This is a genomic window from Aquimarina sp. 2-A2 (assembly GCF_045505135.1).
Classification (GTDB): domain Bacteria; phylum Bacteroidota; class Bacteroidia; order Flavobacteriales; family Flavobacteriaceae; genus Aquimarina; species Aquimarina intermedia.
On record NZ_JBJKFI010000002.1, the window covers coordinates 511,764 to 537,795 of the forward strand.

The window sequence follows — 26,032 nt, forward strand, 5'->3', positions numbered from 1 at the left end:
CTTAAGGAAGTAAGTTCTTGGTGATAATATTTTTTAAATCGTTTTTATTAAGGGGTTTATTGATGATATCGTTCATCCCGGCATCCATGCATTCTTGTCGTACCTCTTCGAGTTCTGAGGCTGTGAGTGCCACGATGGGAGTAGTTTGATCAAATTCTCGTATTCGCTTGGACGCTTCAATCCCATTTAAATACGGCATATTTAAATCCATTAATACGAGATCAAAATCTTCTTTTTTGACCATTTGTAATGCGTTAAATCCATTTTCAACTATGGTACAATCATATCCTATTAGATTTAATAAATTTTTTGTCACAATTTGATTAATCTTATTGTCCTCTGCTATTAGAATTCGGCGATACACCTCTGTCGCCCCATTATCATTATTGAAATGATTTTTTTGAGCATCTTCATGAATGACCTGTAGTTTTAGATCAAAATAAAAGCGAGTCCCTCTGTTCTCTTTGCTATTCAAATGAATTGTACTCCCCATCATTTGAACTAGGTTTTTTACTATTGAAAGCCCCAAACCTGTACCTTCTAATTTATTTGATTCCCGATTGACCTGAGAAAATTTTTCAAAAACATATTCCTGCTTATCTTCTGGTATTCCCGGTCCGTTATCTTCTACCTCAAAGCGAAGATGAATCATATCATCTTTCTGACCTATAATTCTAATTCTCAACCAAATTTTTCCGTTCTCAGTAAATTTGGCCGCATTACCTATTAAATTAATTAAAATCTCTGATAAACGCAAAGAATCAACATCTACGGTTTCCGGAAGATCATTTGGGGTGTCCAAAATAAGTTCGGTATTCTTACTCTTAGCCTGATATTCAAAAGAGTTGAGAAGGTTCTGTGAAAGCTTAAACAGATTTGTCGGGGTATTAGTAAGCTTGATGTTTTTTGCCTCTATTTTACTGATTTGAAGCACATTATTGATTAAGTTAAGAAGATAATCTCCTGAAAATTTTAATGAACTCAATAACTTTTTGTGTTTTTCATGTATATCCTCTTCTTCCAAAAGCAGTGACGTAATACCGACTACTCCGTATAAAGGTGTGCGCAACTCATGGCTAACAGTTGATATAAATTGAGATTTAACACGAGTAAGTTCTTCTGCTTCCGTTTTGGCGGCAATTAATTCTTTATTCTTAGTACTAAGTACGTCACTCAACTTTTTCTTGGAGTGATAGCCTCGGTAAAAAAAGAAAACTGCTCCCAATAAAAACACCAGTGAAATCCCCGATACTATGTTGATTATCCGATTGTTATTAGCAATACGTGTTTGATAATCTTTCTCTTTTTTGGTCTGCTCCAATTCTCGTTCGTACTCCTCGACTTCAAAACCAACCTTTGCCGTTTCAATCTGTTTAAGCTGTTCCTTGGTATATAATTGATCTTTATATTTTTGATAGGCTTTAAGATCAGAATACGCGCTATCCATATTATTTAATGCTTTGAAAAGCTCGGCACGCGCTTCATAGATATACGACATCTCAAGTAACATATTGTTATCCCTAGCCATCGTTAAAGCTTGGTTGAAGTGATCTTTTGACTTTTCTAAGGCATTCATATGTAGAAAATACCTTCCTTTTAAGTAATTAATTTCACAAAAGGCTTCGATATCCTTCGTCACTTTTGACAGGCTATCAGCTTCCTGCAAATATGGATAAGCCTCTTTATAGTTTTCGGCGTCAATATAAGTCCAGGCAAGATTAATTATAGGAGACATATATTCATACGGGTCATTTATGCTTTTTCCCAAGGCAACCGCCTCAGAATAAAATTCTACTGCTTTAGGTACATTCTTGAAACCTTCAGAGTAAACATTTCCTAATCCATTGACAGCCCACAAAATAAGGATAGAATCGTTTGCCAATTTACCCAACTCCAGAGCTTTCGTATAGTTTTTTTCTGCATTTTCATAATCCGTCAATATCTGATAGTTATACCCCATCAAATAATGAGCATGTCCTTTATAATAATGACTATTAATACGATTTGAATATTTTGCTGCTTGTATAGCATGTTCAAGAGATTCTTTGATTTTATATTGATAAGAAAGATCACTTGATTTCTCTATCAATTGCTGTAAACTATCATTGACTATATGATCAACAGATTGCTGAGCGAACGCCAGTCTAAGGGTAAAGACTACAAAAAATAATAAAAATGATATGGTTTTCAAGATTTTAGCCTTTTGAAATGTAATTTATGATTTGCGGGAAGAATGCATACATCGCATGAATTTATGCATAACCTGTTTAAAGATATCAGTAAAAACCTTAAAATACCAGTAAAATGAAAAAAATAATTCATTTTTACTAGTGATTTATTAAATCGTTAAAGCTCTTATCCGAAAAAAATAAAGCCAATGTAGTGTATACATCAGCTTAACTTTTATAAAAATATTTTTATCTATACGTTGAACAAGAAATGCATCACATCACCATCATTTACAACGTATGTTTTACCCTCAACTCCAAGTTTACCGGCTTCTCTTGCTTTTGCTTCGCTACCATAGCTAACAAAATCATCATACTTTATGACTTCAGCCCTAATAAATCCTTTCTCAAAATCGGTATGAATAACGCCTGCTGCTTGAGGTGCAGTAGCTCCTATTGGGATTGTCCAAGCACGAACCTCTTTGACACCTGCAGTAAAGTATGTTTGCTGATTCAACAATTTGTAAGCTGCTCTAATCAGAACCGAAGCTCCTGCTTCCTCTAACCCCATATCCTGTAAAAACATTTGGCGTTCTTCAAAGTCCTCCAACTCTGTTATATCTGCTTCTGTAGCCACTGCCAGAACAATTACCTCGGCATTTTCCTGAGCAACTACTTCTTTTACTTTAGTAACAAATTCGTTACCCTCAACTACTGAATTTTCATCCACATTACATACATATAAAACCGGTTTGTCTGTAATAAACTGTAAGGGTTTTACAAAAGCTTCGTGATCATCCTCTGATACTTCTATTGCACGAATAGATATTCCTGCCTCTAGACCTTCTTTTAATTTTAATAAAACAGCCTCCTCTTTTTGAGCTTCTTTATTGCCAGTCTTTGCAGCTCTCTTAATTTTATCGAGTTTCTTTTCTAAAGTTTCAAGATCTTTTAACTGAAGTTCGATATCAATGGTTTCCTTATCACGAATTGGATCTACAGATCCATCAACATGAACAATATTATCGTTCTCAAAACATCTCAATACATGTATAATCGCATCAGTCTCTCTGATATTACCTAAAAACTGATTCCCAAGTCCTTCTCCTTTACTGGCTCCTTTTACCAATCCCGCAATATCAACAATTTCTACAGTAGCAGGCAATACGCGCTCTGGATTAACTAACGATTCCAATTTTTCTAACCTCACATCCGGAACATTTACAACTCCAATGTTAGGTTCGATCGTACAAAAAGGAAAATTAGCACTCTGTGCTTTTGCATTAGATAAACAATTAAATAAAGTAGACTTACCTACATTGGGCAATCCAACAATTCCAGCTTTCATAATAATAGGTTAATTAGGATCACAAAGATCCTATTTTGCGAGCGCAAATATAATGTTATTAGAGGTAACAAAACAATAGGCTGGCACACTTTAGCAAAATCGAGGATCCTTCACTCAAAGGATCAACAAATTTTCATACTCAAATGTAAAAGATGTCGATACAATCCTACAGAATAAAAATTAAATAAAAATTGTTAAATGTGGTAAAACCGTAAAAAATTGTTAACTCAAATGTTAAAAAAGTACGGTTTTAAAGTATATTTGCTCAAAAGGACTAATAATTAAAATTAATTTACATGAAACAACTCACACTAATCTTATTTACTTTACTCACTACTGTAAGTTTTGCTCAGCAAACCGTTACAGGTACCGTTAAGGACGCAGACGGTGAATTATTACCCGGTGTAAACATTATTGAAAAAGGCACTAATAATGGTTCTACGACGGACTTTGATGGAAAATACAGCATTGAAGTTCCGGCAGATGCTATTTTAGTTTTCAGTTACGTAGGCTTTACATCAAAAGAAATTCCAGTTGGCGGCAAATCAACAATTGATGTAACGATGGATAGTGGTGCCCAGTTAGAAGAGGTGCTGTTAGTAGGTTCTCGGGCATTGCCTAGAAGTAACACAACCTCTTCTTTGCCAATCGACGTTTTACCCGCAAAAGAGTTAGCGTCAACAGGACAACTAACTTTTGACAAAGCATTACAATACAAAATTCCATCCTTTAACACGGTTCAAACTCCGGTAAATGATGCAACATCATTGTTGGATCCTTATGAAATTCGTAACATGGGACCTAGTCGAACTTTAATTCTAATTAATGGAAAGCGTAAGAACTTAAGTTCTTTACTGTACACCCAGACTTCTCCCGGACGTGGAGAAACAGGATCTGATATCTCTGCAATACCCACTGATGCTATCAAGCGAGTTGAGATATTAAGAGATGGAGCCTCTGCACAGTATGGATCTGATGCCATCGCAGGAGTAATGAACATTATATTAAAAGACAATGATGATGAAGGTTCTGTAACACTTAGAACAGGAATTACTTCAGAAGGTGACGGTGAAACTATTGGTGTTAGCCTAAACAACGGTACCTCCATTGGAAATGAGAATAATGGCTTTTTTAATTACACCATTGATTTTTCTAAAACAAACCTGGCAAATCGTCCGGGGACTGTAGATGCAGAGGGTGAAGCCATCGATTTTGAAGCGGATATTGCTGATGTTAGAGATTTTTTAAACAAGTATCCGGATGCTAATAATATTAATGGTTCTCCAGAAAATGCAGTGGCTAAATTTTTAGTTAACGGAGGTTACGATCTTAATGAAGCCTCTTCAATTTATATGAATGCAGCGTATGTCTACAAAAAGGTAAACAGTTTTGCCAATTACAGAACACCATATTGGAAACCTGCAGTTGGAGATACCGAGTATTTATCGAATTTCTTTCCAAATGGAGAAAATGGCGAGTATATCGGTTATGTTCCTACGTTTGAAGGAGACCTAAATGATTACAATGCTTCTCTTGGTTTTAAGACTAAAAAGAACGGTTGGAATTATGATGTTAGTTACACTACTGGTGGAAATTCGCAAGCGTATACTGTGAATAACTCTCACAATAGTAGTAACGAAAGAAATCCTGACACGTACTTAGGTGATATTAATGGAAACGGGAATGTCGATATAACTCCTTATGATCTTAATGGAGACGGTACTATTGAAGAAAATGAAGGTGTGGAGTTGATTCAAGGAGATTTCAAATATAGAGGAAACAGTCCTATCGCCTTTGATCCCGGAGGCACCAAATTCTCTCATCATGTGGGAAACATCGATATAGCTAAACTACTTTCTGACAAAATTAGTGTTGGTTTTGGAGCTGAATTTAGAGCGGAAACCTTTGAAATTATAGAAGGCGATCGGGCATCTTGGGAAGGTGGCGGAGCCGATTCTTTTGCAGGAAACAGTCCGGAAAATTCGGGGAAGTTCAACCGCTACAATTTTGGTGGTTATTTTGATATCGCCTATGATATTACTGAAGATTTCTTAATTAACGGTACGGTACGTTTAGAAGATTATAGTGATTTTGGAGAAGCATTTGTTTGGAAAGTTAGCTCTCGTTATAAATTTTTGGAAGACAAAATCACGCTAAGAGCATCGGCTTCGACCGGATTTAGAGCTCCCACATTACACCAAATTTATACACAGAAAGCACAGTATAGCTTTGTCCCGGGACAAGGGATTCAAGTAGGAGGTCTAGTCAGTAATGTATCACCACAAGCCAGACTACTTAGGCTACCTAAATTGGATGCTGAAGAATCTTTTAATGTTACGGTAGGATTAGGCGTCAAATTAAATAGTAAAATCAATTTTACCATAGATTACTATAACATTCAAGTTGAAGACAGAATCGTTTTAAGTACAGAGGTTGCTCCACCTGCAAATGAAGATTTTGAAGGATTAAATGATTTAAGTTTCTTTGTAAATGCAATCGATACCAGAACTTCAGGAATTGATTTCGTAGCAAACTACAAAAACATAGAATTAGGAAGTGGTGAACTTGGCTTTAGTTTATCAGGAAACTATACAATCGAAAATGAACGTGACGGAGGTGTTAAAGAGCCTTCATTCTTAAATGGCACAGGGCAGTCAGTAGTTAACGAAACTCAGGAAGCATTATTCTTTACTTCAAGACCCAGAACCAAATGGATTTTAGGGGCAACTTATGAAATTGGTAAATTTGATTTTTCTTTGAACAATACCTATTTTGGGAAAACAACTTTTAGACAGCAAGGTTTAAATAAGAATCTTTCAACCGAGTTTATCCCTAAAGTTGTTACAGATCTTGGTATTGGATTTGATGCTACAGAAAAATTCACTATTTCTCTCAACGTTAATAACATCTTAGATGTATTGCCAGAATGGGAATTTGTTTCTTTAAATTCTGCTGGAGATGCTATTTTAAATGATCCAGCCCAAGTAAAGTCAGAGTCTAATTTAATTACCTTCAATCAAAGGTATTCACAAATGACCTATGATGGTTATCATTTTAGTCAGTTGGGTGCTATGTTCACCTTATCGCTGAACTACAAATTGTAAACTATTTAAATAAATAATAAAAAAGAGCTTCAAAATTCAAATTTTGAAGCTCTTTTATTTTTTTACTGTTTTAAAAACTATCGTCTGGCATCATATACTCTGTATCTGATTCCAACTCTAGCATATATGTCAAAAAACTTACTGTTCTGATCAGTTAGATTGTCTATAAAATCGTTCATAACACCTACATCGATCATAAAATCAAACATTTCTCCGGTAGCAATAGAGAAGCCAGCTCCATACACTCCTCCCAAAACGATCTGTTCATAATCCTGAGTACTAAGCTTTTTATCTCCATTTTCTACCTTCGCGTTTACACGAAAGGAAGGTCCCACTTGAAAAAACGCTCTAAAATTATCTGTATTTTGTCCGGTAATGACTCTAAATTTTGGAGAAAAACCAATTTGAAATGCCTTGATCTCATCACCCTCATTATACCTAACTGTAAATGGTTCTCCATTAATTTCTATACTTTCTGAAGCCGTATCAGCAAAAGTACTTCTACGCTGTAAGGCCTCCAAAGAAAAAACTATACTCGTTTTAGCTCTATCGTCCAGCATATAACCATAACCGGCATTGAAATAGAATCCGGTTCCTCGATTTGTATCCACATTATCTAAGTTTAATTTAGAAAACGTAGCTCCACCAGATACCTCCCATCGATACTGAGCGTAACTCCCCGAGAGAACAAATGCTAAACAAATAAATAATAGATTTTTTTTCATGATCGTAGATTTTTTTATAGCTATAACGCCGGCGAAAGTACTAAATTTTAAAAAGTAAAAAAAAACCTATCGTTTCCGATAGGCTGTACTTTAGAAATTAAATTTATTACTCCGGATGCATAAATGCCTGTTTTTTTAACAAAAACTCTTCCGTCTCTACGATATCTTCATCCGGTACACAACAATCTACAGGACATACAGCAGCACATTGTGGTTCTTCATGAAAACCTTTACACTCTGTACACTTGTCCGGCACTATATAGTAAATCTCATCGCTTATAGGCTCCTGAGCTTCTTCTGCATCCACTTCTTTACCTCCGGGTAAAACAACATTTCCACTTAAATTTGTACCATCTGCATATCTCCAATCATCTGCACCTTCGTAAATTGCAGTGTTAGGGCATTCTGGCTCACACGCACCACAGTTTATACATTCGTCTGTTATTATAATTGCCATAGCTCTTTTTTATCTAAATTTGCAGTACAAAAATAACTCCTATACAAGTGATAAACAAATCAGATATGACTAAAGATGATCGAATAGCAGCTTTTTCTCAATTGGGTCAGTTTTTAAATCAATTCTCCTCTCCTACTCCTATTAGAGATTCTTCAGTGCCACACAATGAATCTTTTTTTGACCAAATGCACACGGTAGTCGAGCGAATGGTACATCATAATGGCTGGTTTACACCAGAAAACGTAGCATTTTCAATTCAACAATGGAGCACTTTACTAAGCGAGGAAGAACTGAACAATTGGTTAGCTCCCTATACGCTTTCAGAAACATCACCTAAGAAAATCGGTATTATCATGGCTGGTAATATACCGCTGGTAGGTTTTCATGATTTTTTATCCGTACTTATTACAGGAAACACGGCACTTATAAAATTATCCTCTCATGATAACCAATTGTTGCCTTTGTTGAGCAACTATCTAATCGCTGTTTCACCAGGTTTTAAAGACCGTATCGTTTTTCATGAAAATAAACTTACTGATTTTGATGCCATCATTGCAACGGGCAGTGACAATACCGCTCGATATTTTGAACACTACTTCGGAAAAGTCCCAAATATCATTCGAAAGAATAGAAATTCTGTAGCGATCCTTACAGGTAATGAATCTAACACCCAACTGACTGATTTAGGAGAGGATATTTTTAGATACTTTGGTTTAGGATGCCGTAGCGTTTCTAAACTTCTGGTACCCAAGGGTTACGATTTTGATCAATTTTTTAAGGCAATCTATGGTTACAACGACATCATAAATAATGCAAAGTATGCTAATAACTACGATTATAACAAAGCTGTATACTTAATGAGTGAATACAAACTACTCGACAACGGTTTTTTGATGTTAAAAGAAGATGATCGGTATGCTTCTCCCATTGCTACGTTATTTTATGAATTCTATGATGGTGAAGAAGATTTGACATCCCGACTTCATCGTGATCGCAATCTATTGCAATGTATTGTGGGTAGCCATAAAATAACCACCGTACCTTTCGGAAAAACACAATATCCTGCACTTGCAGATTATGCTGACGGAGAGGATATTGTTGAATTTTTAATAAAAATTAACTAAATATTTTATCACATTCACAATGTATATCTATTAGATTATTAGCACCTTTGTGAGGAGGAGTTAAGGGTACATATATACCCTTAATTTATTTAGAATAATTTATAAACACCAAGAAAAACTACTGATGAAAAAGCATAATTTTAGCGCGGGACCCTGTATCTTACCACAAGATGTATTTAAAGAAGCATCACAAGCTATTTTAGATTTTAATGATTCGGGACTGTCGATACTAGAAATATCTCACCGTAGTAAGGATTTTGTTGATGTAATGGAAGAATCAAGAAATTTGGTTCTGGAACTTTTAAATCTTGAAGGAAAAGGCTACAAAGTACTCTTTTTACAAGGAGGTGCCAGTCTTCAATTCTTGATGGTGGCCTATAATTTGTTAGAGAAAAAGGCTGGATATCTCAATACGGGTACCTGGAGTGATAAGGCCATAAAAGAAGCAAAACATTTTGGTGAGGTTATCGAAGTTGCTTCATCAAAAGAAAAAAACTTCAATTACATTCCTAAAGGATACACAATCCCTGAACAATTGGATTACTTGCATTGCACGAGTAACAACACCATTTTTGGTACACAAATGAAAACGTTCCCTGTAACGAGTGCACCTCTAATTTGTGATATGAGCAGTGAAATCTTTTCTCGAACCTTAGATTTTACGAAGTTTGATTTGATTTATGCGGGAGCGCAAAAAAATATGGGCCCTGCAGGAACGACTATGGTCGTTGTAAAAGAGGATATTTTAGGTAAAGTATCTAGGCATATCCCTTCAATGCTCGATTATCAAACACACATTGGTAAAGCAAGTATGTTTAATACGCCTCCCGTTTTTGCGGTCTATACCTCTATGCTTACATTGCGTTGGATCAAAGAAAATGGTGGTGTGGCTGCTATGGAAGAGCAAAATGAGAAAAAAGCTAAACTTTTGTATTCAGAAATTGATCTCAATCCTCTTTTTAAAGGATTCTCGGCTACTGAGGATCGTTCGAATATGAATGCAACCTTTTCACTTATCGAAGAGGATCTCAAAGAAACTTTTGACGCCATGTGGAAAGATGCTGGAATCAACGGATTAAACGGCCACAGAAGTGTTGGTGGTTACCGTGCAAGTATGTACAACGCACTTTCTTTAAATAGTGTGGCTGCACTTGTGGATGTCATGAGTGATCTGGAACGAAAAGCATAATTAATAATTCATTTCCCCTATATTGAATGTAGGTTTAAAAAATAAAATTTTACTATGAAAGTGTTAGCAAACGACGGTGTATCTCAAAGCGGTATAAAAGCTCTCGAAGCCAGCGGTTTTGAAGTTATCACCACTACAGTAGCGCAAGATCAATTAGTAAACTATATCAACGATAAAGATATTACAGTACTATTGGTTAGAAGTGCCACCAAAGTAAGAAAAGACATCATCGACAATTGTAAAAGTCTAAAAGTAATTGGACGTGGTGGGGTTGGTATGGATAATATTGATGTGGCTTACGCCAAAGAAAAAGGTATTGAAGTAATCAATACTCCCGCAGCCTCCTCAAGTTCTGTTGCCGAATTGGTATTCGCTCATTTATATAGCGGAGTAAGGTTTTTGCACGACGCTAACCGCAATATGCCATTAGACGGTGACAGTAAGTTCAAGAATTTAAAGAAAGCCTACGCAGGAGGTATTGAGTTAAGAGGAAAAACACTGGGAATTCTTGGAATTGGTCGAATTGGCCAAGCAACGGCAAAAATAGCTATTGGCGTTGGAATGAAAGTTATTGCCTATGATCCCTATATTGAAGATGTTGAAATTCCGTTAGAATTTTTTGACGGTCAGAAAACTACGTTTAAAATTAAAACAATTTCAAAAAATGACGTATTGAAAAATGCTGATTTTATTACCTTACACGTGCCAGCGCAAAAGGAATACGTAATCGGAGCTTCAGAAATTGAAAAAATGAAAGATGGCGCAGGAATCGTAAATGCCGCACGTGGCGGCGTGGTGGACGAAGTTGCATTAGTAGCCGCTTTAGAAAAAGGCAAATTAAGCTTTGCCGGTTTAGACGTTTTTGAAAACGAACCTACGCCTGCAATAAAGGTACTTATGAATCATAAAATTTCTCTTACTCCGCATATCGGTGCGGCAACAGGGGAAGCTCAGGATCGCATTGGGCAAGAACTTGCTGATCAAATTATAAGTATTCTAAAATAAGAAGGTTTTTAATCTACTCCAAAAGCTCTGTAATTAAGAATTGCAGAGCTTTTTTTTATTTATATTCTTGTCATGTTTTATCAGTTTAAAATTACGCTTTGTCGATTTTAAATGCTTTTTAACGTGTTTTAAGCAAATATTTCTTTAAATTTAGAATACTTCAACTTTAGTAAATAGTACTTTTAACTCATAATTTTAAAAACACTAAGATACATGTCTGGATTATTAGATTTATTAAATAGCGATATCGGAAAACAAATGATTAGCGGCTTAAGCAACCAAACGGGACAATCAGAAAGTAAAACTGCAAATGTACTAAGCATGGGATTACCGGTTCTTATGGGGGCTATGAAAAAAAATGCGTCTTCTAATGATGGAGCTCAAGGACTGATGAGTGCACTTTCAAATAAACACGACGGTAGTATTTTAAATAATCTTGGAGGTTTATTTCAAAACGGGGTTGATGATACAGTTTTATCCGACGGTGCAGGTATCCTGAATCATGTTCTGGGAGGTAAGCAATCCCAAGTTGAGCAAACCATTGGGGCCAAATCAGGAGTCGATAGTGGATCTGTAAGTGAAATTTTAAAGGTTGCTGCTCCAATTCTAATGGGTGTATTAGGTCAGCAAAAAAGAGCTAATAATGTATCTGATTCGAATGGCATAAGTTCTTTACTCGGTAGTATGTTAGGCGGACAGCCACAAGAAAATCAAAGCTTAATTATGTCTCTGATTGATTCTGATGGTGATGGTAGTGTATTAGATGATGTCGCAGATATTGTTCTAGGTTCTGGTAAGAAAAAAGGTGGTTTAGGAAGCTTGATCGGTGGATTTTTTGGTAAATAACTAAATAATCCTGTCAAAAAAACAGACCTCATAAAAATATTTGAAAAGGAGAATTTGAATGTGATTTATTTGTTAAAACCGAAGGTAGTACTTCGGTTTTTTCGTACTTTTTGAATATGAAAACATTCATCTTAGTCATCGTCTTACTCATAACAGTAATCGGCTGTAGTTCCACTCAGAATACTAGCGAAATAAAAAAAGATAAGGATGCGGTTCAAGACACGGTACGTATAGCAAATGATAGTCTGGAGTACGAAATTATCATTATAGAACCTGGATTTAACGCATGGCTAGTGACTCAACCTCCAAGAGGTTTTTACACTGAACAGTTTTTAGAAACCCGCAATCGTCGCAATGTGATAGATTATAATCAGCGTGTACGACAACCATTCCGGTATGATCCCAACATATACATGCAAGAAATAAACTACGAACCTACAATTCATTATGGATACGAGGTCAACTACCTTTTATATAACTACTTCCTGTTTTTAGAACAACGCTATAACCAGCGATTTTTCTTTTCAAGAGGGTAAAATTTTTACAGCACTGATACTTTTGAGGTTCATCTTTTTGTAGTAGTTTTGCATCATGCAGAATTTTAAAGATCGATGGGAAATTAAGAAGGATTGGCAACTTATATTTCCTGCTTTGGGAATTATTGGATTACTCCTTTCCGGATACTTGTTAGCTAATAAAATTTTAAACAATTCAGAAAGTTTTACTGACTCATACACCTTATTAATATTGGCTAAAATATTATTAACCCTAGTAATTGCAGTCTTTTTTCTTTGGGTAACGTTGAAGATTTTTGAAAAATTGGAGCAAAAATGGAAGGTTACGTATCGTTGGGAACTGATTGCGATATTTATTGCATTTGCAATAACGGGTTCTACCTCAGCCAAAATTTCTGATCCTGTTTTGAGTATCTTGGGACTCACCAGAGAAACGACCCTTGGTTACATCTATTGGCCTTTGAGAATAATCTTGATCTTCCCTATTTACCAAGTATTATTGGTAATCGTGGGCTGGTTATTTGGACAATTTTCTTTTTTCTGGGAGTTTGAAAAGAAAATGTTATCGCGATTGGGCTTTGCCAGATTCTTTGAATCATAGCAAATATCCCAATCACACTATAATTATTGAATAATTTCTGCTTCAACATCTATCGTTTCCGGCTCTTCAACAGATTTTGATTTATAAACAAAAGTATACATCCACATCAAGGTAAATGAAGGTATAATATCTGTTCCCGGAATGATTTCCTCAATAAATGTAAGTATAGATGCTATCTTACCTTTACGTCCGGGGTACATTGCTCTCATCTTTTTTGCCGCATAGGGAGCCCAAAGAATGTCTAGAAATGGACCTATGAAGGGTATTGCCATAGAAGCCATACCAAGAATATCGAACAAAATCCCTTGACGAAGTAATTTATATTTGTTATCCATAGTTTTAAGTTTATTACTAGTATAACAAATAAAATGCCAAAATAGTATTATTTGAGGTCAGAACTGATTAATTTCAAAAATTCATTACGGGTTTCAATTTTCTCGAACTGCCCTCTAAAACCAGAAGTTGTGGTCGATGAGTTTTGTTTTTGCACGCCTCGCATCATCATGCACAAGTGCTGAGCTTCTATTACCACTGCCACACCTTTGGGCCGTAGAGTATTGTTAATACATTCTAGAATATCATGGGTAAGCCTTTCCTGCACCTGCATACGTCTCGCAAATACATCCACAATTCGGGGTAGCTTACTTAAACCCACAATATGGCCGTCGGGAATGTATGCAATATGTGCCTTCCCAAAAAATGGTAACATATGATGCTCACATAAGGAATAGAGTTCAATATCCTTCACTATAACCATCTCATTATAATCCTCTTTAAACATAGCACCTTTTAGAATCTCAGCAGCATTCTGATGATAGCCCTGCATTAGAAATTGCATTGCCTTTGCAGCTCTTTCCGGTGTTTTCACAATCCCTTCTCTACTTATATCTTCGCCCAGGTCAGTAATTATTGATTCAAACTTGTTTTTAACTTCATCAGTTACCTCAATATTATACTCTTCTAATTTAGTATACGGCATTCGTCTTAGTTTACGTTCTTAACTTCCTTTTTCAATTTACTCTTAAATGTGTTATTGAGCGTCGCTAATTTAGGATCTATAACTAACTGACAATATCTCTGTGTTTCATGTCTATTATAATAATCATGATGTTCTTTTTCTGCAATGTAAAATGGACCTAGCTCAGTAACCTCTGTCACGATCTGACCATTAAAAATTTCATCATCATTAAGCTTCTTTATTAATTCCTCTGCTATTTCTTTTTGACTGTTATCAACATAAAAAATAGCGCTACGATACTGCGTTCCCTTATCGGCTCCTTGTTGATTTAAAGTAGTAGGATTATGCGTATAAAAGAACACCTCCAGCAACTCCTTAAAAGTAATAACATCTGAATCAAATTGTATCTGTATTGCCTCAGCATGTCCGGTTCTTCCTGTAGTTATTTCTCTATAAGCAGGATTTTTTATAGTTCCTCCGGTATACCCCGACAGAACGTTTTTTACTCCTTCCAACCTTTGAAATACCGCTTCGGTACACCAAAAACATCCCCCTGCAAGCACTGCAGTCTGAAGATTTTCAACTTTTTCCATAATTCTTTTTTGTTTAACGAAATTACCTTAATAATAAACAATTAGCCTCATTTTTAACTTTTTATTAGTAGCTAAAATCTTTATAATAGTTATAAGTTTGCAGTTCACCCTAGAAAGTAAGATTTTTTTAACAGACTTTATGACTATACTTATGCGCTTAATGCTAAGCTTATTCTCAATATGCTGCATTTGGCTTACCTCCGCCCAAAATCAAAAGACTATACAAGCACACCGTATTTCAAACCCTCCAAAAATAGATGGTAACCCAAATGATGCCGTGTGGAATGCTATAGCTCCTTCTGGTAATTTCGCCATGTACGAACCAAGTAATGAAGGAGTCATTCCCGAACATACCCGTACTGAAGTTAAAATTGCCTACGATAACAAAGCGGTCTATGTAGCTGCTTATATGTACGATCTTGATCCGGAAAAAATACTAAGACAGTTTAGCCAACGAGATGATGTTTTTGTACAGGCTGATTTCTTTGCCATCGCACTCAATACGTATAATGATGGTATTAATGAAACTCGTTTTTTTATAACCAGTGCTGGTACAATTGGAGATGCCAGAGCTGATCAATTCAATGAAGATTTTAGTTACAACGTTGTTTTTGAGGCTAAAACAACCTTTGATGACAAAGGATGGTATGCAGAATTTAAAATTCCGTATAATGCTCTTCGTTTTCCTGAATCCGAAGTACAGGATTGGAGCGTGAATTTTTATAGAAAGCTTACTCGACAGAATGAAACACATACGTGGTCCCGCATTGATAACTCGGTAGGACAACAAACTCAATACAATGGTTTGGTTCAAGGAGTCAGCGATATAAACCCTCCGGTACGGTTGACATTTTTTCCTTTTGTTCAAGGTGGTGTCTCCAGCTTTGACAGCAAAACAGAAACAAATTTTAGCGCCGGTATGGACGTTAAATATGGTCTGAATGATAGTTTTACACTTGATGCTACGTTAATTCCCGATTTTGGTCAGGCCTCTTTTGATAATGTGAGACTTAACTTGGGACCTTTTGAACAAACATTTGATGAAAATCGTCAATTCTTTACTGAGGGAACGGAACTCTTTAATAAAGGAAACATTTTCTTTTCGCGAAGAGTAGGCAGTAAACCTTCGCAAAGGGTAACAGATGACGATTTAGCACAACACGAAGTTGCCGAAGATACACCCGATAAAGTGAATCTTTTAAATGCCTTAAAAATCTCAGGTCGCACAAAAGATAATTTAGGAATTGGCTTCTTCAACGCTATTACAGAGAAAACAGCTGTGACTATTACAGATACTGTATCTGAAAACACACGTAAAAAAGTAGTAGAGCCTTTGACAAATTACAATGTTTTTGTTGTGGATCAATTATTTAATCAAAACTCATCCATATCACTGATCAATACAAATGTGACGCGAAGTGGAAGTGAATTTAGAGATGCCAACACTTCAGCCTTAGCATGGAATTTAACTAACCGTGCCAATAGTTATCGATTGACAGGGCGTGCTATTGTAAGTCGATTAAATTTGGTAGACTCTAACGTTTCCGGTTTCTCATCAGAAATTGATTTTGATCGCATTAAAGGACAATTCCGCTATGGTTTTGGTCATGATTTAGCGAATAAAACGTATGATATTAATGATTTCGGTGTTAACTTCAGAAATAATTATAATAATTTTAGAGTAAGCGCATCCTATCAAATATTTAAACCAACAGACTTGTTTAATGAGTATCGTATCGGGATGTTTATTCGGCATAGACGGTTATATGATCCAAGTGTGACTACTCAAAATACTATTGGAGGGGAGTGGTTTTTTGTTACTAAGGAACGTCTTGCATTTGGAGGATTTATGAATTACAACTCTGATAACGATGATTACTTTGAGCCACGTGTGGACGGCAGATTTATAACGTTCAAAGAAAATGTAGGAGGTCGACTTTGGGTTTCTTCTGATTATCGCAAAAAATTTGCGTACGATGCTAGTATTGGTTTAAGAGAATGGTTAGGCAACGATCGCCAAAATTTTGAGTTAGAACTTGCTCCACGGTATCGCTTTTCGGACAAATTATTGATGATCGTACGATCTGAGTATCGTCTTAGAAATAAAAATATTGGTTATGTTGATAATGAAGATGATATTATTTATTTCGGACAACGTGATATTACTTCGCTTGAAAATTCGATTAGTTTAAGCTATAATTTTGATCCGTTTAAAGCGGTCAACTTAAAATTTAGAAACTTCTGGAGTACTGCCGATTACTCTGAAAATATTTTCTCTACCCTAAACAAAGATGGAACACGTACCCAAGCCGCTTATATTTATGAAGAAGATGATGACCCTAATAGAAATTTCAACATTTGGAATCTGGACTTGAGTTTCAACTGGCGCTTTGCTCCAGGTAGTGAAGCGACACTTCTCTATCGTAATCAGATATTTAATCAGGATGAACTGTCAACAATAAATTATACAGAGAGTATGGACAACTTATTCGATCAACCTATCCAACACACACTTTCATTGCGTATTGTTTACTTTTTGGATATCAATAATTTTAAACGTTCTACCTAATAATTTAGATTGTAATATCATCGAATAATGTTTACTTTCACCGTTTAAATTACGTTTATGATCAAGGCGACCCAGATTTTTAAAACCTATGGTACACTGTCTGTGCTTAAGGGTGTGGATTTGCACATACAAGAAGGTGAAGTGGTATCTATTGTGGGTGCTTCTGGAGCAGGTAAAACCACCTTACTGCAAATTTTGGGTACGTTGGACAAAGCTGATACTACAAAAGAAAGTGAACTTATTATAAATGATACTTCTATCAAATCACTTTCTCAAAAACAATTGGCAAAATTCAGAAATGAAAAGCTTGGTTTTATTTTTCAATTTCATCAATTACTACCGGAGTTTACAGCATTAGAAAATGTTTGTATTCCCGCTTTTATCAAAAATACACCTAAGGCTGAAGCCATTAGACGTGCCAAAGAATTATTAGATTTTTTGGGATTATCTGATCGTTATGACCATAAGCCATCAGCCCTATCAGGAGGTGAACAACAACGAGTTGCTGTGGCTCGCGCCTTGATAAATAACCCTAAGGTAGTTTTTGCGGATGAGCCATCGGGAAATCTGGACAGCGAAGCTGCAAAAAAGTTACATAATCTTTTCTTTGAACTAAGAGATAAGTTTGGTCAAACTTTTGTTATTGTAACTCATAATGAAGAACTTGCAGACATGGCTGATCGCAAGTTAGTCATGGTAGATGGTAACATTGGGTTATAAAAAAGCTGTCCCTAAGAACAGCTTTATATACTTTGATAATCTTCTTAGTTTAATACAGATACTCAATAGCAGTAACATCATTACTGTTAAGTACACCGTTCTCATTACCTGTTGCACACGATATCATAATAGAGGTTCTGTCAATGCCCGTAGGAGTTCCCGGAATATGAATTGCTCCCACAGAACCAGCTCCCTCATTACTACCATCACATGATCTTGCAAACCAATCAGTATGTCTCAGACCAATACAGTGTCCCATTTCATGCGTAATTACATGTGTAGCATACGTAACACCATTATTAGAAACCCTAGGTCCGATTCTGGCCCATTTGTATGCTTTACCGCCAGAAGGGAAACCGGCAAGACCGCCACCTCCTAAGTCCCTTCGAACATACACTACTAAGTCTGCCGCTTGATAATTTGTTCCAAAAGATAATCTCATGTTTAATGTTGAGTTCACATTATTGAAGTTTGCTACCGCTCGTCTCAAAGCTTCTCGATTCGTACTGTTTAATCCTTGACCTCCACCGCCTGTGTATCCTAATACATCGATGGTCCTATTCGAACTTGAAATTAAATTGTTGGTGTGATACTGTTTAGTTCCGTTGCTATTAGTTTTTAATTTCGGTAGGTTCTCAAAACCCTCCACAGGAACTGTAATATCTCCAGAAACAAAATAGTCTGCACTGCTCCCATCGAGCAATGAAAGTTTTTGAATAGTAACATCATGGATGTTCACCCCCATATCAAACAATTGGCTCAACTGTTCTTTGGTTGGTTCGCTGTTAATCTCTTGGACTTCATTCGAAATGTCCTCTTTTTGACAGGCCGTAAATAACAGACCACCAGTCACAAGTGCACATAGTGCAATTTGTTTTACATTTTTCATAATTATTAAAATTGAGTTTGTGTTATGAATTCAAAGCTCTGTTATTAAATTCAAAATAACAACAATCAAGTGTCTCAAATCCTGTATTAAGACGTCTCATAACAAGATTTTAAACATTTAAAACCATTAAAATCAGTTACTTATATTTTTGACATATGCGGTAGGTGACTCCCCAACAATATCTTTGAAATTTTTATAGAAGGAAGCTCGTGAATTGAAACCTACTTCATCAGCTATTGCTGAAATACTGTACTTTTGATGCGTATTGGATCGCAGTAACTTTTTAAATTCTTCTATTCGATATGAATTGATAAAAGAGTTTAAATTTTTATTTTCAATTGCATTAATTGCTTTAGAAATATTACGTTGTGGTAGTGCAACACTCCTTGAAATCTTACTCAAGTTAAGATTGGGATCCAGATACGCCTTGTCCACCTCCATATGTCGTTTGACAATTGCATATATTTTTCTCAAATTACAAGTATTTTCCTGAGTTGTGTTTATTTTGGTCGTATTTATAATGTTAATCTGGACAAGACTGGCAATGGTGATATAATACATTAGTGTAAGGTACATTATATCAAAAATCAACGTTAAATATTCATTATTTAAATAATTCAATTTGATATAGGCCAAAATATTAAATACTATACATAAGGCACAAAAGATCCCCAACCATAGCATAGATTTGAATCGTGTTTTGGCATAAAACCTACCAAGTATTTTACGGTGATACCACACCACCTTGATAATTAAAATACACATTACAATGATATACGATGCAGAAGCCAGTGATACAAGGTTCCAAAAAAACGTAGTTTGTATGCGCTCATGAATTGCAGGATTTATTGTGACCAAAATAAAAAGTAAAGAAAACACCACAACTTCTATGCATGCAGGGATATAGGTTTTCCATTTATTTTTAATTTCTTTACCGGAAGTTTCAGCAGCGTATAGAAATAGAAAGTTCATGCTAAGTAAATTGAAACGAAAAGGCAGATAATATAAAGATGGATGCACCTTATCACTGTAAACGAAGCAAAAAACAATCTCCACCAGCAAAGTCAGAAAGAAAAATCCTAAATATCTATTTAGCCTACGTTTTTCTGATCTATAAAAAAATAAAATTCCCGAGATCATAAAGGTTTGTACCCCAAATAACAGAAATATAAATTCTTTAGTTTCCATAGCCTTGTAAAAAATTAACGTCAGAAATATTGATAAAGAAGGAACATATAATTTTAATGATTAAAAATAGGAAAAGTTTGATCTCTCAACACCTTATTTACTGAAAATCAACTGATAACACCTCGTATTTATGGTTTTAACTTTGTGCTGATGTGGCTAAACTGTTTTGTGTGATTCTAGAATTAAAAATTATCTTACTTTTATCTTCAAAATCAATTACATATTGAAAACTCAAACCGAATTAAAAACATTTCTGGATCAAAAAGCTGCTTATTATGAACAACCTAGGTTTATTGAAACAGATCCTATACAAATACCACATCTTTATAGTAATAAGCGAGATATAGAAATCTCAGGATTCTTAACTGCTACGATTTCTTGGGGAAATAGAAAAAGTATTCTTAAAAATGCACACCGCATGATGGAGCTCATGGGTAATGACCCCTATAATTTTGTTATGCACCATTCTGAAGATTCCTTAGATCATTTGGAGGGATTTGTACACAGAACCTTTAATGCGATTGATCTCACATACTTTATTAAGGCATTACAAGCACTATATACTAACTATTCCGATATGGAAGCGTTTTATTCGAAATTTGCGCACCAATCCGACCTCAATCGAGCAATTCATGAATTTAAAAAGGAATTTTTCTCGTTACCCCATCCCACCCGTACAGAAAAACATGTAAGCGATCCTTTAAAAAATTCTGCTGCCAAACGTATTCATATGTTTTTACGATGGATGGTTCGCGATTCAAATCGTGGTGTAGATTTGGGTATTTGGCCGTCAATTTCACCCAGTATTTTATCATGTCCGTTGGATGTACATTCTGGAAATGTTGCTCGCAAACTTGGTCTGCTCAATCGCAAACAAAATGATGGTAAAGCCTTATCAGAACTAGACCAAAGCTTACGATTGTTCTGTCCGGAAGATCCTGTCAAATATGATTATGCATTATTTGGATTAGGAGTTTTTGAAAAATTTTAAATAGGTCATAACAAAGCTCTACCCATACATCTTTTAATACTTAGTAATTGTTTGTCACTAATTTACTGGTATTTTCCGGATTGTCTGTTAAGGTTTTGAGATAAGCTACCAGCGCATCTAATTCTTCATCGTCAAGTTCTAACTTATCAAACGGCAGGGTTTGATGTGCTACATTAAAACCTAATCCTGCTCCACCACCCAAATTATAAAACTCCATTACTTGGTCTAATGACTCATATACACCATTATGCATATAAGGTGCTGTTAATGTCACGTTTCGAACAGTAGGCGTTTTGAACATCCCTTTATGTAAAGGCTCCTCAAATTTCCAATAGAAACCATAATCATTGTCCAATTCTTTATTATCCATATTTTTTGGAACGCCGATTACTTCTTTCTCGGTCTCTGTATAAAAAGGTGGTACTGTTCCATTTGTCAATGGGATAAAATGACAGGTAGCACAAAGCGCTTTTCCTGTAAACAGATTAAAACCCAGTTTTTCCTGATCGGTAAATGTATCTTCTTCTCCTCTTATGTTTTTATCAAACTTGGAATCAAATCCATTAAGTGTACTGATATATGACGAAATTGCTTTTATCACCTCAGTATTTTTATTTGAAATTCCACCATAAGCTTTTTTAAATAATCTCACATACGTGCTATCTTGTAAAATGTCTTCAGAAAATTGATGCACCGTATTATCAAATTCTTTGGTATTTGTAAAAACCGAAGAGATCTGATCTAATAGGGTTTGAGATCTTCCATCCCAGAAAAAACTACGTTGATACACGCTATTTATGAGTGTAGGCGTATTACGTTGCAACGGATTTCCTTTATTATCTAAACTACTGATTTTATTGTCGCTATAGCCTTTATCGGGATGATGACATGTTGCACAAGCCATATTCTTAGTTTTGGAAAGATTCTTATCAAAAAACAACTTTTCTCCCAGCGCTATTTGGTCTACAGATGCATTGCGATTTATAGACGATGTAAAATAGGCTGCATTAAACGAGTTACTTTCAAAAAAAGTAGGTGCATCAAAATTGAAAGGGTAACTGGAATTTCCATTCCACAAACCACTTTTCTGACGGATAGCAACCCAAGATCTGGTAATTGGGTTCATATAATCTTTAATGAATGTATAGCGATCAAAATCCTCAAATGATGGTTGTTCGTTTATAAAATGAATAGCCGCTTCTATCTCCTTAAGCAATTTTTCATCTAATTTTTTGTCCTTCATCCTCAAATCGTGCTGTATACTTTTTTTATATACATACGCTAAACTTTGTAAGGATATTCCAGCTTCTTTTATTCCCAAATTACTTGCAGGGGTATCAAAACCGGTGATCCCTAAACTTATAATACGTAAAAGTTGCTGATGCGTTGCAATAAAAAATCGCTGCGGATTCAATGACTTTTTTATTACGGTTTTTTTTAATGTTTCCAGTAAGCCAATGGTTATATCCAACTCCCTTATAAACTGCTGACTGTTTAACTGCTCCTGATAAATTGACTCTTCAAGTGCTTGTAATCCGACAGGATTTAACACTTTTTGATTATCTTCTTTAAATATTGGTAATGCCGGACCATTTACACGATGTCCAACGTCGGGATTGAGGTATGAAGCATAAGGTTCCGCTTTCTTAAAAGCATGTCTGGTCAACTCAAAGAGTCGTTTTGCTTCTTCTATTGTTAAGTCTTCATTCCGCAATTCATTAAGCAAACTGATAGCCTTCGTTAAATTATTCGAATAATAATTTTGTATAGCTGTCCAATTAGGTTCATAATGCGCTTCTTTTTTTTTACAAGAGAAAAAACAAAATATTAAAAATAGACCAATATATGCTTTCATGTGTTTTTGTTTCATAGAAATGACTAAAAAGAAAAGAATCTTTATCTGTTACGATAAAGATCTTTTCTATTGCTAATTACAAATACCAGGTTACCTTGGTAAACCTTTTAAAATGACTATTTGAGAGGCTTGATTATCTTCGTACGTCGCATTAATATCACCATCTAAACCTTTAAAGTTTTCATTTCTCCAATAATGCGGCTGAACTGCAAGAATAAATGTGTTGGATACCCCAACTTTGTCTGATACGTCGATCAAAGAACCAAATTCACCACTGAAGCCTGTACTATTTCCTTGTGCTAAATCCTGACGAACTACTAATTCTAAAACTTTAGTAGGATTGTTCCCATTTATATCAGTTTGATATATTTGCGCTGCATGACCCCGATCAAAAGAGTTAGGATCCTCTTGTACATACACAAAATTCTCGGTTACACATATATTATCAGGACTTTGCAACTCTGACAGATTACCATCCATGTTATTAGTATCTGTATTTCCACTGATTATTTGAGTTAATTTACCGGTTAGCGGTGCGTTCTCATCCAATTCTAATTTATATACAGTACCCCAATCATTATACGTTCCTCTTCCCGGACCTCTCCCCGTTACAGCAAAGAATACATTTCTACCATTGGCATCTGTACCTTTCTGGTAGTCCACATCCTCTACTCGCATAAATTGCGAAGCGAATACATCCTGGCAAGCAATTTCCATTTCATTTTTGGTCAGATTCTTTCCGTCAGTTATTTCAACAAACTCCACATCATAGGATACTCCAAAATCCAAACTAGCTTCGTTATATGTTGTATTAGCAACAACATTCTGAACACCGCTCGCTCCGTCAGAGATTTGTTTAAATCGTAATACATATATTTTACCATTCTCTAAATCTGCATCACCATTTTCAGAATAATATAGAGTGACCTGACCTTCGGATCCACTAGAGTCATCATCTCCGCCCACAATAACAGTTTTTCCCGAATAAGCGTCTTTTGGCAGTGGTACTGCATTTTCCCATGAGAATTCACCTAGAGCATCTAATCCAAAATCAGCATTAGGTGTTGGTGTTGCTATTCTGGGATCAATTCCTTTAACATCGTAATTGATACTCTCTGATGCTGATAAGAACAGATCGCTGGTACCTCCATGAATACTTGCTTCCCACATAGTTCCTGAACATTGTCTTGCAAAATCAGAGACTCCTGAGTTAAGAAGATAATCTCCAGCTATCGGAATTAAATTCTCGTCCAATCTAATACGAGCAACGGAATAACTGTCCTCGCAATTAACGACATAAATATAGCCATCTCCTTCTTTTAAGAACCCGGCGCCATCTGCAGAACCTGCTAACTGAAACGATTCATTTATGATGTCTGGTGTACTAATTAAGGAATACGCTTTTACATAGTTAAATTGTGGTGCCATAGCTACTAATGGTTCCATGCTTGACTTGTTGGCAAACATGGTGGGTTCTGGCACAAAATCATTACCATCTTTGCCATCTTCACCATCAATTCCGTCCTCGCCATCTATTCCATCTTTACCGTTTGTTCCATCAATTCCATCCTCTACATCACAGCTAATACTTAAAATGAGTGACATGAATATCATAAATTTGAAAAGCCCCTTTACTAATGTTGTCATAATTTGTCTGATTAAATGTTTATAAATACTCCAACAAAAGTATCCTTGACAAGTTTTTTAATCGTTAACTAAATATCGTTAAAGGGTTACGTTTCTTTTATCTAGAGATTACTTAGATTACGGAATCGTTAAAGAATGAGGTTAGGAATTCATTGTTTAATAGTAAACAATTAACATTTAATTGTTAAAAATTATGTTAACAATCACTAAATTTATGTAAAACACACGGGCTTATTTTATACTTATGATTTCAAACCAAACTACAGCTTACGAGAGTAGAAGATTACAGGCGCTACATAGTTACCACATATTAAATACGCCTAAAGAAACCATTTATGACGAAATCACAAAAGTAACTTCAAAAATAACGGGAAAACCGGTTGCTTTAATCTCCTTTGTAGACAAAGATTATACTTGGTACAAAGCCAGTACTGGATATGATAACGAGAAAGATGAGAGAGCTCATTCGTTTTGTAGTCATGCTATTGCCGAAAAGAAGAAGTTCTTAATTGTTGAGAATGCCCTTTTAGACTCTAGGTTTTCCAGTTTTCCGTCGGTAATTGGTGATATAGAAGTTCGATTCTATGCGGGTGTATGCTTGATTGATGAGCAGGGTTTTCCTTTGGGCACGTTGTGTGTATATGACTTTAAACCTAACCATATATCTGATGAACATCTCGAATTTCTTAAAGTTACCTCCAGGCAAATAATAAAAATCTTAACGCTGAATAAATTAAATACACAATTAAGTTGGAATCAAGCACAAGTTGAGAAGCGTAATGCCTTACTTAGAGATTTTGCCGGTATTGTCTCTCATGATATAAAAATGCCATTATCTAACATCATACTTACTACCGAGGTTTTGAGAAGTAAATATTTTGATAAACTTGATTTCAAAGCTTTAGAATATTTATCATACTTGAAAGAGTCAGCTTTCCGCCTTAGTGACTATATCAATGACTTATTAACGCATTATGAATCTGACCATAACAGCAATGACAATCTTGAAAAATTTGAATTAAATCAATTACTAGATGAAATTGTAGAACTTTTAAAAATTAACGATGATGTAACAATTCACTTTCCTGAGACATCAATGGATCTCTACGTAAATCGTGCAGCCTTAGAGCAGATTTTTTTAAATCTAATCGGCAACAGCCTGAAATATAATGATAAGGATCATATCGAAATAGAAATAAAGGCAGGTGAAGGAGATACTTATTATTACTTCAGCGTTACTGATAATGGAATCGGTATTTCTGAAGAAAAACAAGACAAAATCTTCGATTTATTTAAAACAGCCGTGGATAAAGATCGTACTGGTAACACCGGAAACGGAATTGGACTTAATACTGTGAAAAATCTGGTCGAAAGTTTGGGCGGAACCATCACTCTTTCTTCAAAAATTGGAACAGGAACTTCTTTTCATTTTTCTCTTAAAAAACAATCTCAGAAGTAAATAGTTTTTTAAGTTTGAAACATCAAAATATAAGATGTACTCCTATTTATTTTTATATATTTGTCTACTATATATTAAGAC

General features: G+C 35.4%; 22 protein-coding genes. 11 read left to right on the top strand and 11 right to left on the bottom strand.

Annotated features, from left to right (window positions below):
• Position 1 precedes the first annotated feature (1 nt).
• Together ACJRPK_RS07710 and ychF are read right to left on the bottom strand one after the other, a co-directional pair.
• On the bottom strand, positions 2-2,191 hold the full coding sequence (locus ACJRPK_RS07710; protein ID WP_407139353.1) for an ATP-binding protein: 2,190 nt from the start codon (positions 2,189-2,191) through the stop codon (positions 2-4).
• Between the two features lie 230 nt (positions 2,192-2,421).
• Entirely contained in the window at positions 2,422-3,516 is a 1,095-nt protein-coding gene (gene ychF / locus ACJRPK_RS07715) for a redox-regulated ATPase YchF (protein ID WP_407139354.1), read from the bottom strand.
• Between the two features lie 296 nt (positions 3,517-3,812).
• Here ychF and ACJRPK_RS07720 point away from each other — a divergent pair, with 296 nt between their 5' ends.
• Entirely contained in the window at positions 3,813-6,620 is a 2,808-nt protein-coding gene (locus tag ACJRPK_RS07720; protein WP_407139355.1) for a TonB-dependent receptor, read from the top strand.
• 77 nt (positions 6,621-6,697) lie between these two features.
• Here the strand turns inward: ACJRPK_RS07720 and ACJRPK_RS07725 are convergent, their stop codons facing one another.
• Both ACJRPK_RS07725 and ACJRPK_RS07730 read right to left on the bottom strand, forming a co-directional pair.
• Positions 6,698-7,345: an outer membrane beta-barrel protein gene (locus tag ACJRPK_RS07725; RefSeq protein ID WP_407139356.1), complete on the bottom strand. Its 648-nt coding sequence runs from the start codon at positions 7,343-7,345 to the stop codon at positions 6,698-6,700.
• A gap of 106 nt (positions 7,346-7,451) precedes the next feature.
• Positions 7,452-7,802: a 4Fe-4S dicluster domain-containing protein gene (locus tag ACJRPK_RS07730; RefSeq protein WP_407139357.1), complete on the bottom strand. Its 351-nt coding sequence runs from the start codon at positions 7,800-7,802 to the stop codon at positions 7,452-7,454.
• Positions 7,803-7,867: 65 nt separating this feature from the next.
• On the opposite strand from ACJRPK_RS07730, the gene ACJRPK_RS07735 reads away from it, so the two are divergent.
• The 6 genes from ACJRPK_RS07735 (at position 7,868) to ACJRPK_RS07760 (ending at position 13,082) form a co-directional block, all read left to right on the top strand.
• Positions 7,868-8,926 (top strand): acyl-CoA reductase, encoded by a 1,059-nt coding sequence (locus ACJRPK_RS07735; protein ID WP_407139358.1) that lies wholly within the window; start codon positions 7,868-7,870, stop codon positions 8,924-8,926.
• Between the two features lie 124 nt (positions 8,927-9,050).
• Positions 9,051-10,115 (top strand): 3-phosphoserine/phosphohydroxythreonine transaminase, encoded by a 1,065-nt coding sequence (gene serC / locus ACJRPK_RS07740; RefSeq protein WP_407139359.1) that lies wholly within the window; start codon positions 9,051-9,053, stop codon positions 10,113-10,115.
• A 54-nt stretch (positions 10,116-10,169) separates the two neighbouring features.
• A complete protein-coding gene (locus ACJRPK_RS07745; protein ID WP_407139360.1) occupies positions 10,170-11,120 on the top strand; it encodes a D-2-hydroxyacid dehydrogenase in 951 nt (316 codons plus the stop codon).
• A gap of 213 nt (positions 11,121-11,333) precedes the next feature.
• On the top strand, positions 11,334-11,966 hold the full coding sequence (locus ACJRPK_RS07750; protein ID WP_407139361.1) for a DUF937 domain-containing protein: 633 nt from the start codon (positions 11,334-11,336) through the stop codon (positions 11,964-11,966).
• A 116-nt stretch (positions 11,967-12,082) separates the two neighbouring features.
• Positions 12,083-12,502, top strand: a complete 420-nt coding sequence (locus ACJRPK_RS07755) for a DUF6146 family protein (RefSeq protein ID WP_407139362.1) — start codon at positions 12,083-12,085, stop codon at positions 12,500-12,502.
• 55 nt (positions 12,503-12,557) lie between these two features.
• Entirely contained in the window at positions 12,558-13,082 is a 525-nt protein-coding gene (locus tag ACJRPK_RS07760) for a DUF6787 family protein (RefSeq protein WP_407139363.1), read from the top strand.
• A 23-nt stretch (positions 13,083-13,105) separates the two neighbouring features.
• On the opposite strand, the gene ACJRPK_RS07765 is transcribed toward ACJRPK_RS07760, so the two are convergent.
• From ACJRPK_RS07765 to msrA, 3 genes are read right to left on the bottom strand one after another with little or no spacing between them, the layout of a single operon-like run.
• Positions 13,106-13,417: a hypothetical protein gene (locus ACJRPK_RS07765; protein ID WP_407139364.1), complete on the bottom strand. Its 312-nt coding sequence runs from the start codon at positions 13,415-13,417 to the stop codon at positions 13,106-13,108.
• Positions 13,418-13,464: 47 nt separating this feature from the next.
• Positions 13,465-14,061, bottom strand: coding sequence for a GTP cyclohydrolase I FolE (folE, locus tag ACJRPK_RS07770; protein WP_407139365.1), 597 nt, complete (start codon positions 14,059-14,061; stop codon positions 13,465-13,467).
• 5 nt (positions 14,062-14,066) lie between these two features.
• On the bottom strand, positions 14,067-14,633 hold the full coding sequence (msrA, locus tag ACJRPK_RS07775; protein WP_407139366.1) for a peptide-methionine (S)-S-oxide reductase MsrA: 567 nt from the start codon (positions 14,631-14,633) through the stop codon (positions 14,067-14,069).
• Between the two features lie 139 nt (positions 14,634-14,772).
• Here msrA and ACJRPK_RS07780 point away from each other — a divergent pair, with 139 nt between their 5' ends.
• Positions 14,773-17,202, top strand: coding sequence for a DUF5916 domain-containing protein (locus ACJRPK_RS07780; protein ID WP_407139367.1), 2,430 nt, complete (start codon positions 14,773-14,775; stop codon positions 17,200-17,202).
• 57 nt (positions 17,203-17,259) lie between these two features.
• On the top strand, positions 17,260-17,922 hold the full coding sequence (locus ACJRPK_RS07785) for an ABC transporter ATP-binding protein (RefSeq protein WP_407139369.1): 663 nt from the start codon (positions 17,260-17,262) through the stop codon (positions 17,920-17,922).
• Positions 17,923-17,971: 49 nt separating this feature from the next.
• On the opposite strand, the gene ACJRPK_RS07790 is transcribed toward ACJRPK_RS07785, so the two are convergent.
• The gene (locus ACJRPK_RS07790; RefSeq protein ID WP_407139370.1) at positions 17,972-18,811 is read right to left on the bottom strand and encodes a M57 family metalloprotease; all 840 of its coding nucleotides are present in this window, start codon (positions 18,809-18,811) and stop codon (positions 17,972-17,974) included.
• A 132-nt stretch (positions 18,812-18,943) separates the two neighbouring features.
• On the bottom strand, positions 18,944-19,783 hold the full coding sequence (locus ACJRPK_RS07795; protein WP_407139371.1) for a helix-turn-helix domain-containing protein: 840 nt from the start codon (positions 19,781-19,783) through the stop codon (positions 18,944-18,946).
• 439 nt (positions 19,784-20,222) lie between these two features.
• Between ACJRPK_RS07795 and ACJRPK_RS07800 the strand changes: the two genes are divergently transcribed.
• Positions 20,223-20,990 carry a TIGR02757 family protein gene (locus ACJRPK_RS07800; protein ID WP_407139372.1) on the top strand — a complete coding sequence of 256 codons (768 nt, stop codon included), beginning with the start codon at positions 20,223-20,225 and terminating at the stop codon, positions 20,988-20,990.
• Positions 20,991-21,030: 40 nt separating this feature from the next.
• On the opposite strand, the gene ACJRPK_RS07805 is transcribed toward ACJRPK_RS07800, so the two are convergent.
• Positions 21,031-22,845 carry a cytochrome-c peroxidase gene (locus ACJRPK_RS07805; RefSeq protein ID WP_407139373.1) on the bottom strand — a complete coding sequence of 605 codons (1,815 nt, stop codon included), beginning with the start codon at positions 22,843-22,845 and terminating at the stop codon, positions 21,031-21,033.
• A 90-nt stretch (positions 22,846-22,935) separates the two neighbouring features.
• On the bottom strand, positions 22,936-24,450 hold the full coding sequence (locus ACJRPK_RS07810; protein WP_407139374.1) for a hypothetical protein: 1,515 nt from the start codon (positions 24,448-24,450) through the stop codon (positions 22,936-22,938).
• Between the two features lie 286 nt (positions 24,451-24,736).
• Here ACJRPK_RS07810 and ACJRPK_RS07815 point away from each other — a divergent pair, with 286 nt between their 5' ends.
• Complete coding sequence (locus ACJRPK_RS07815) at positions 24,737-25,951, top strand: ATP-binding protein (protein ID WP_407139375.1); 1,215 nt, start codon at positions 24,737-24,739, stop codon at positions 25,949-25,951.
• The last annotated feature ends 81 nt before the right edge of the window (positions 25,952-26,032 follow it).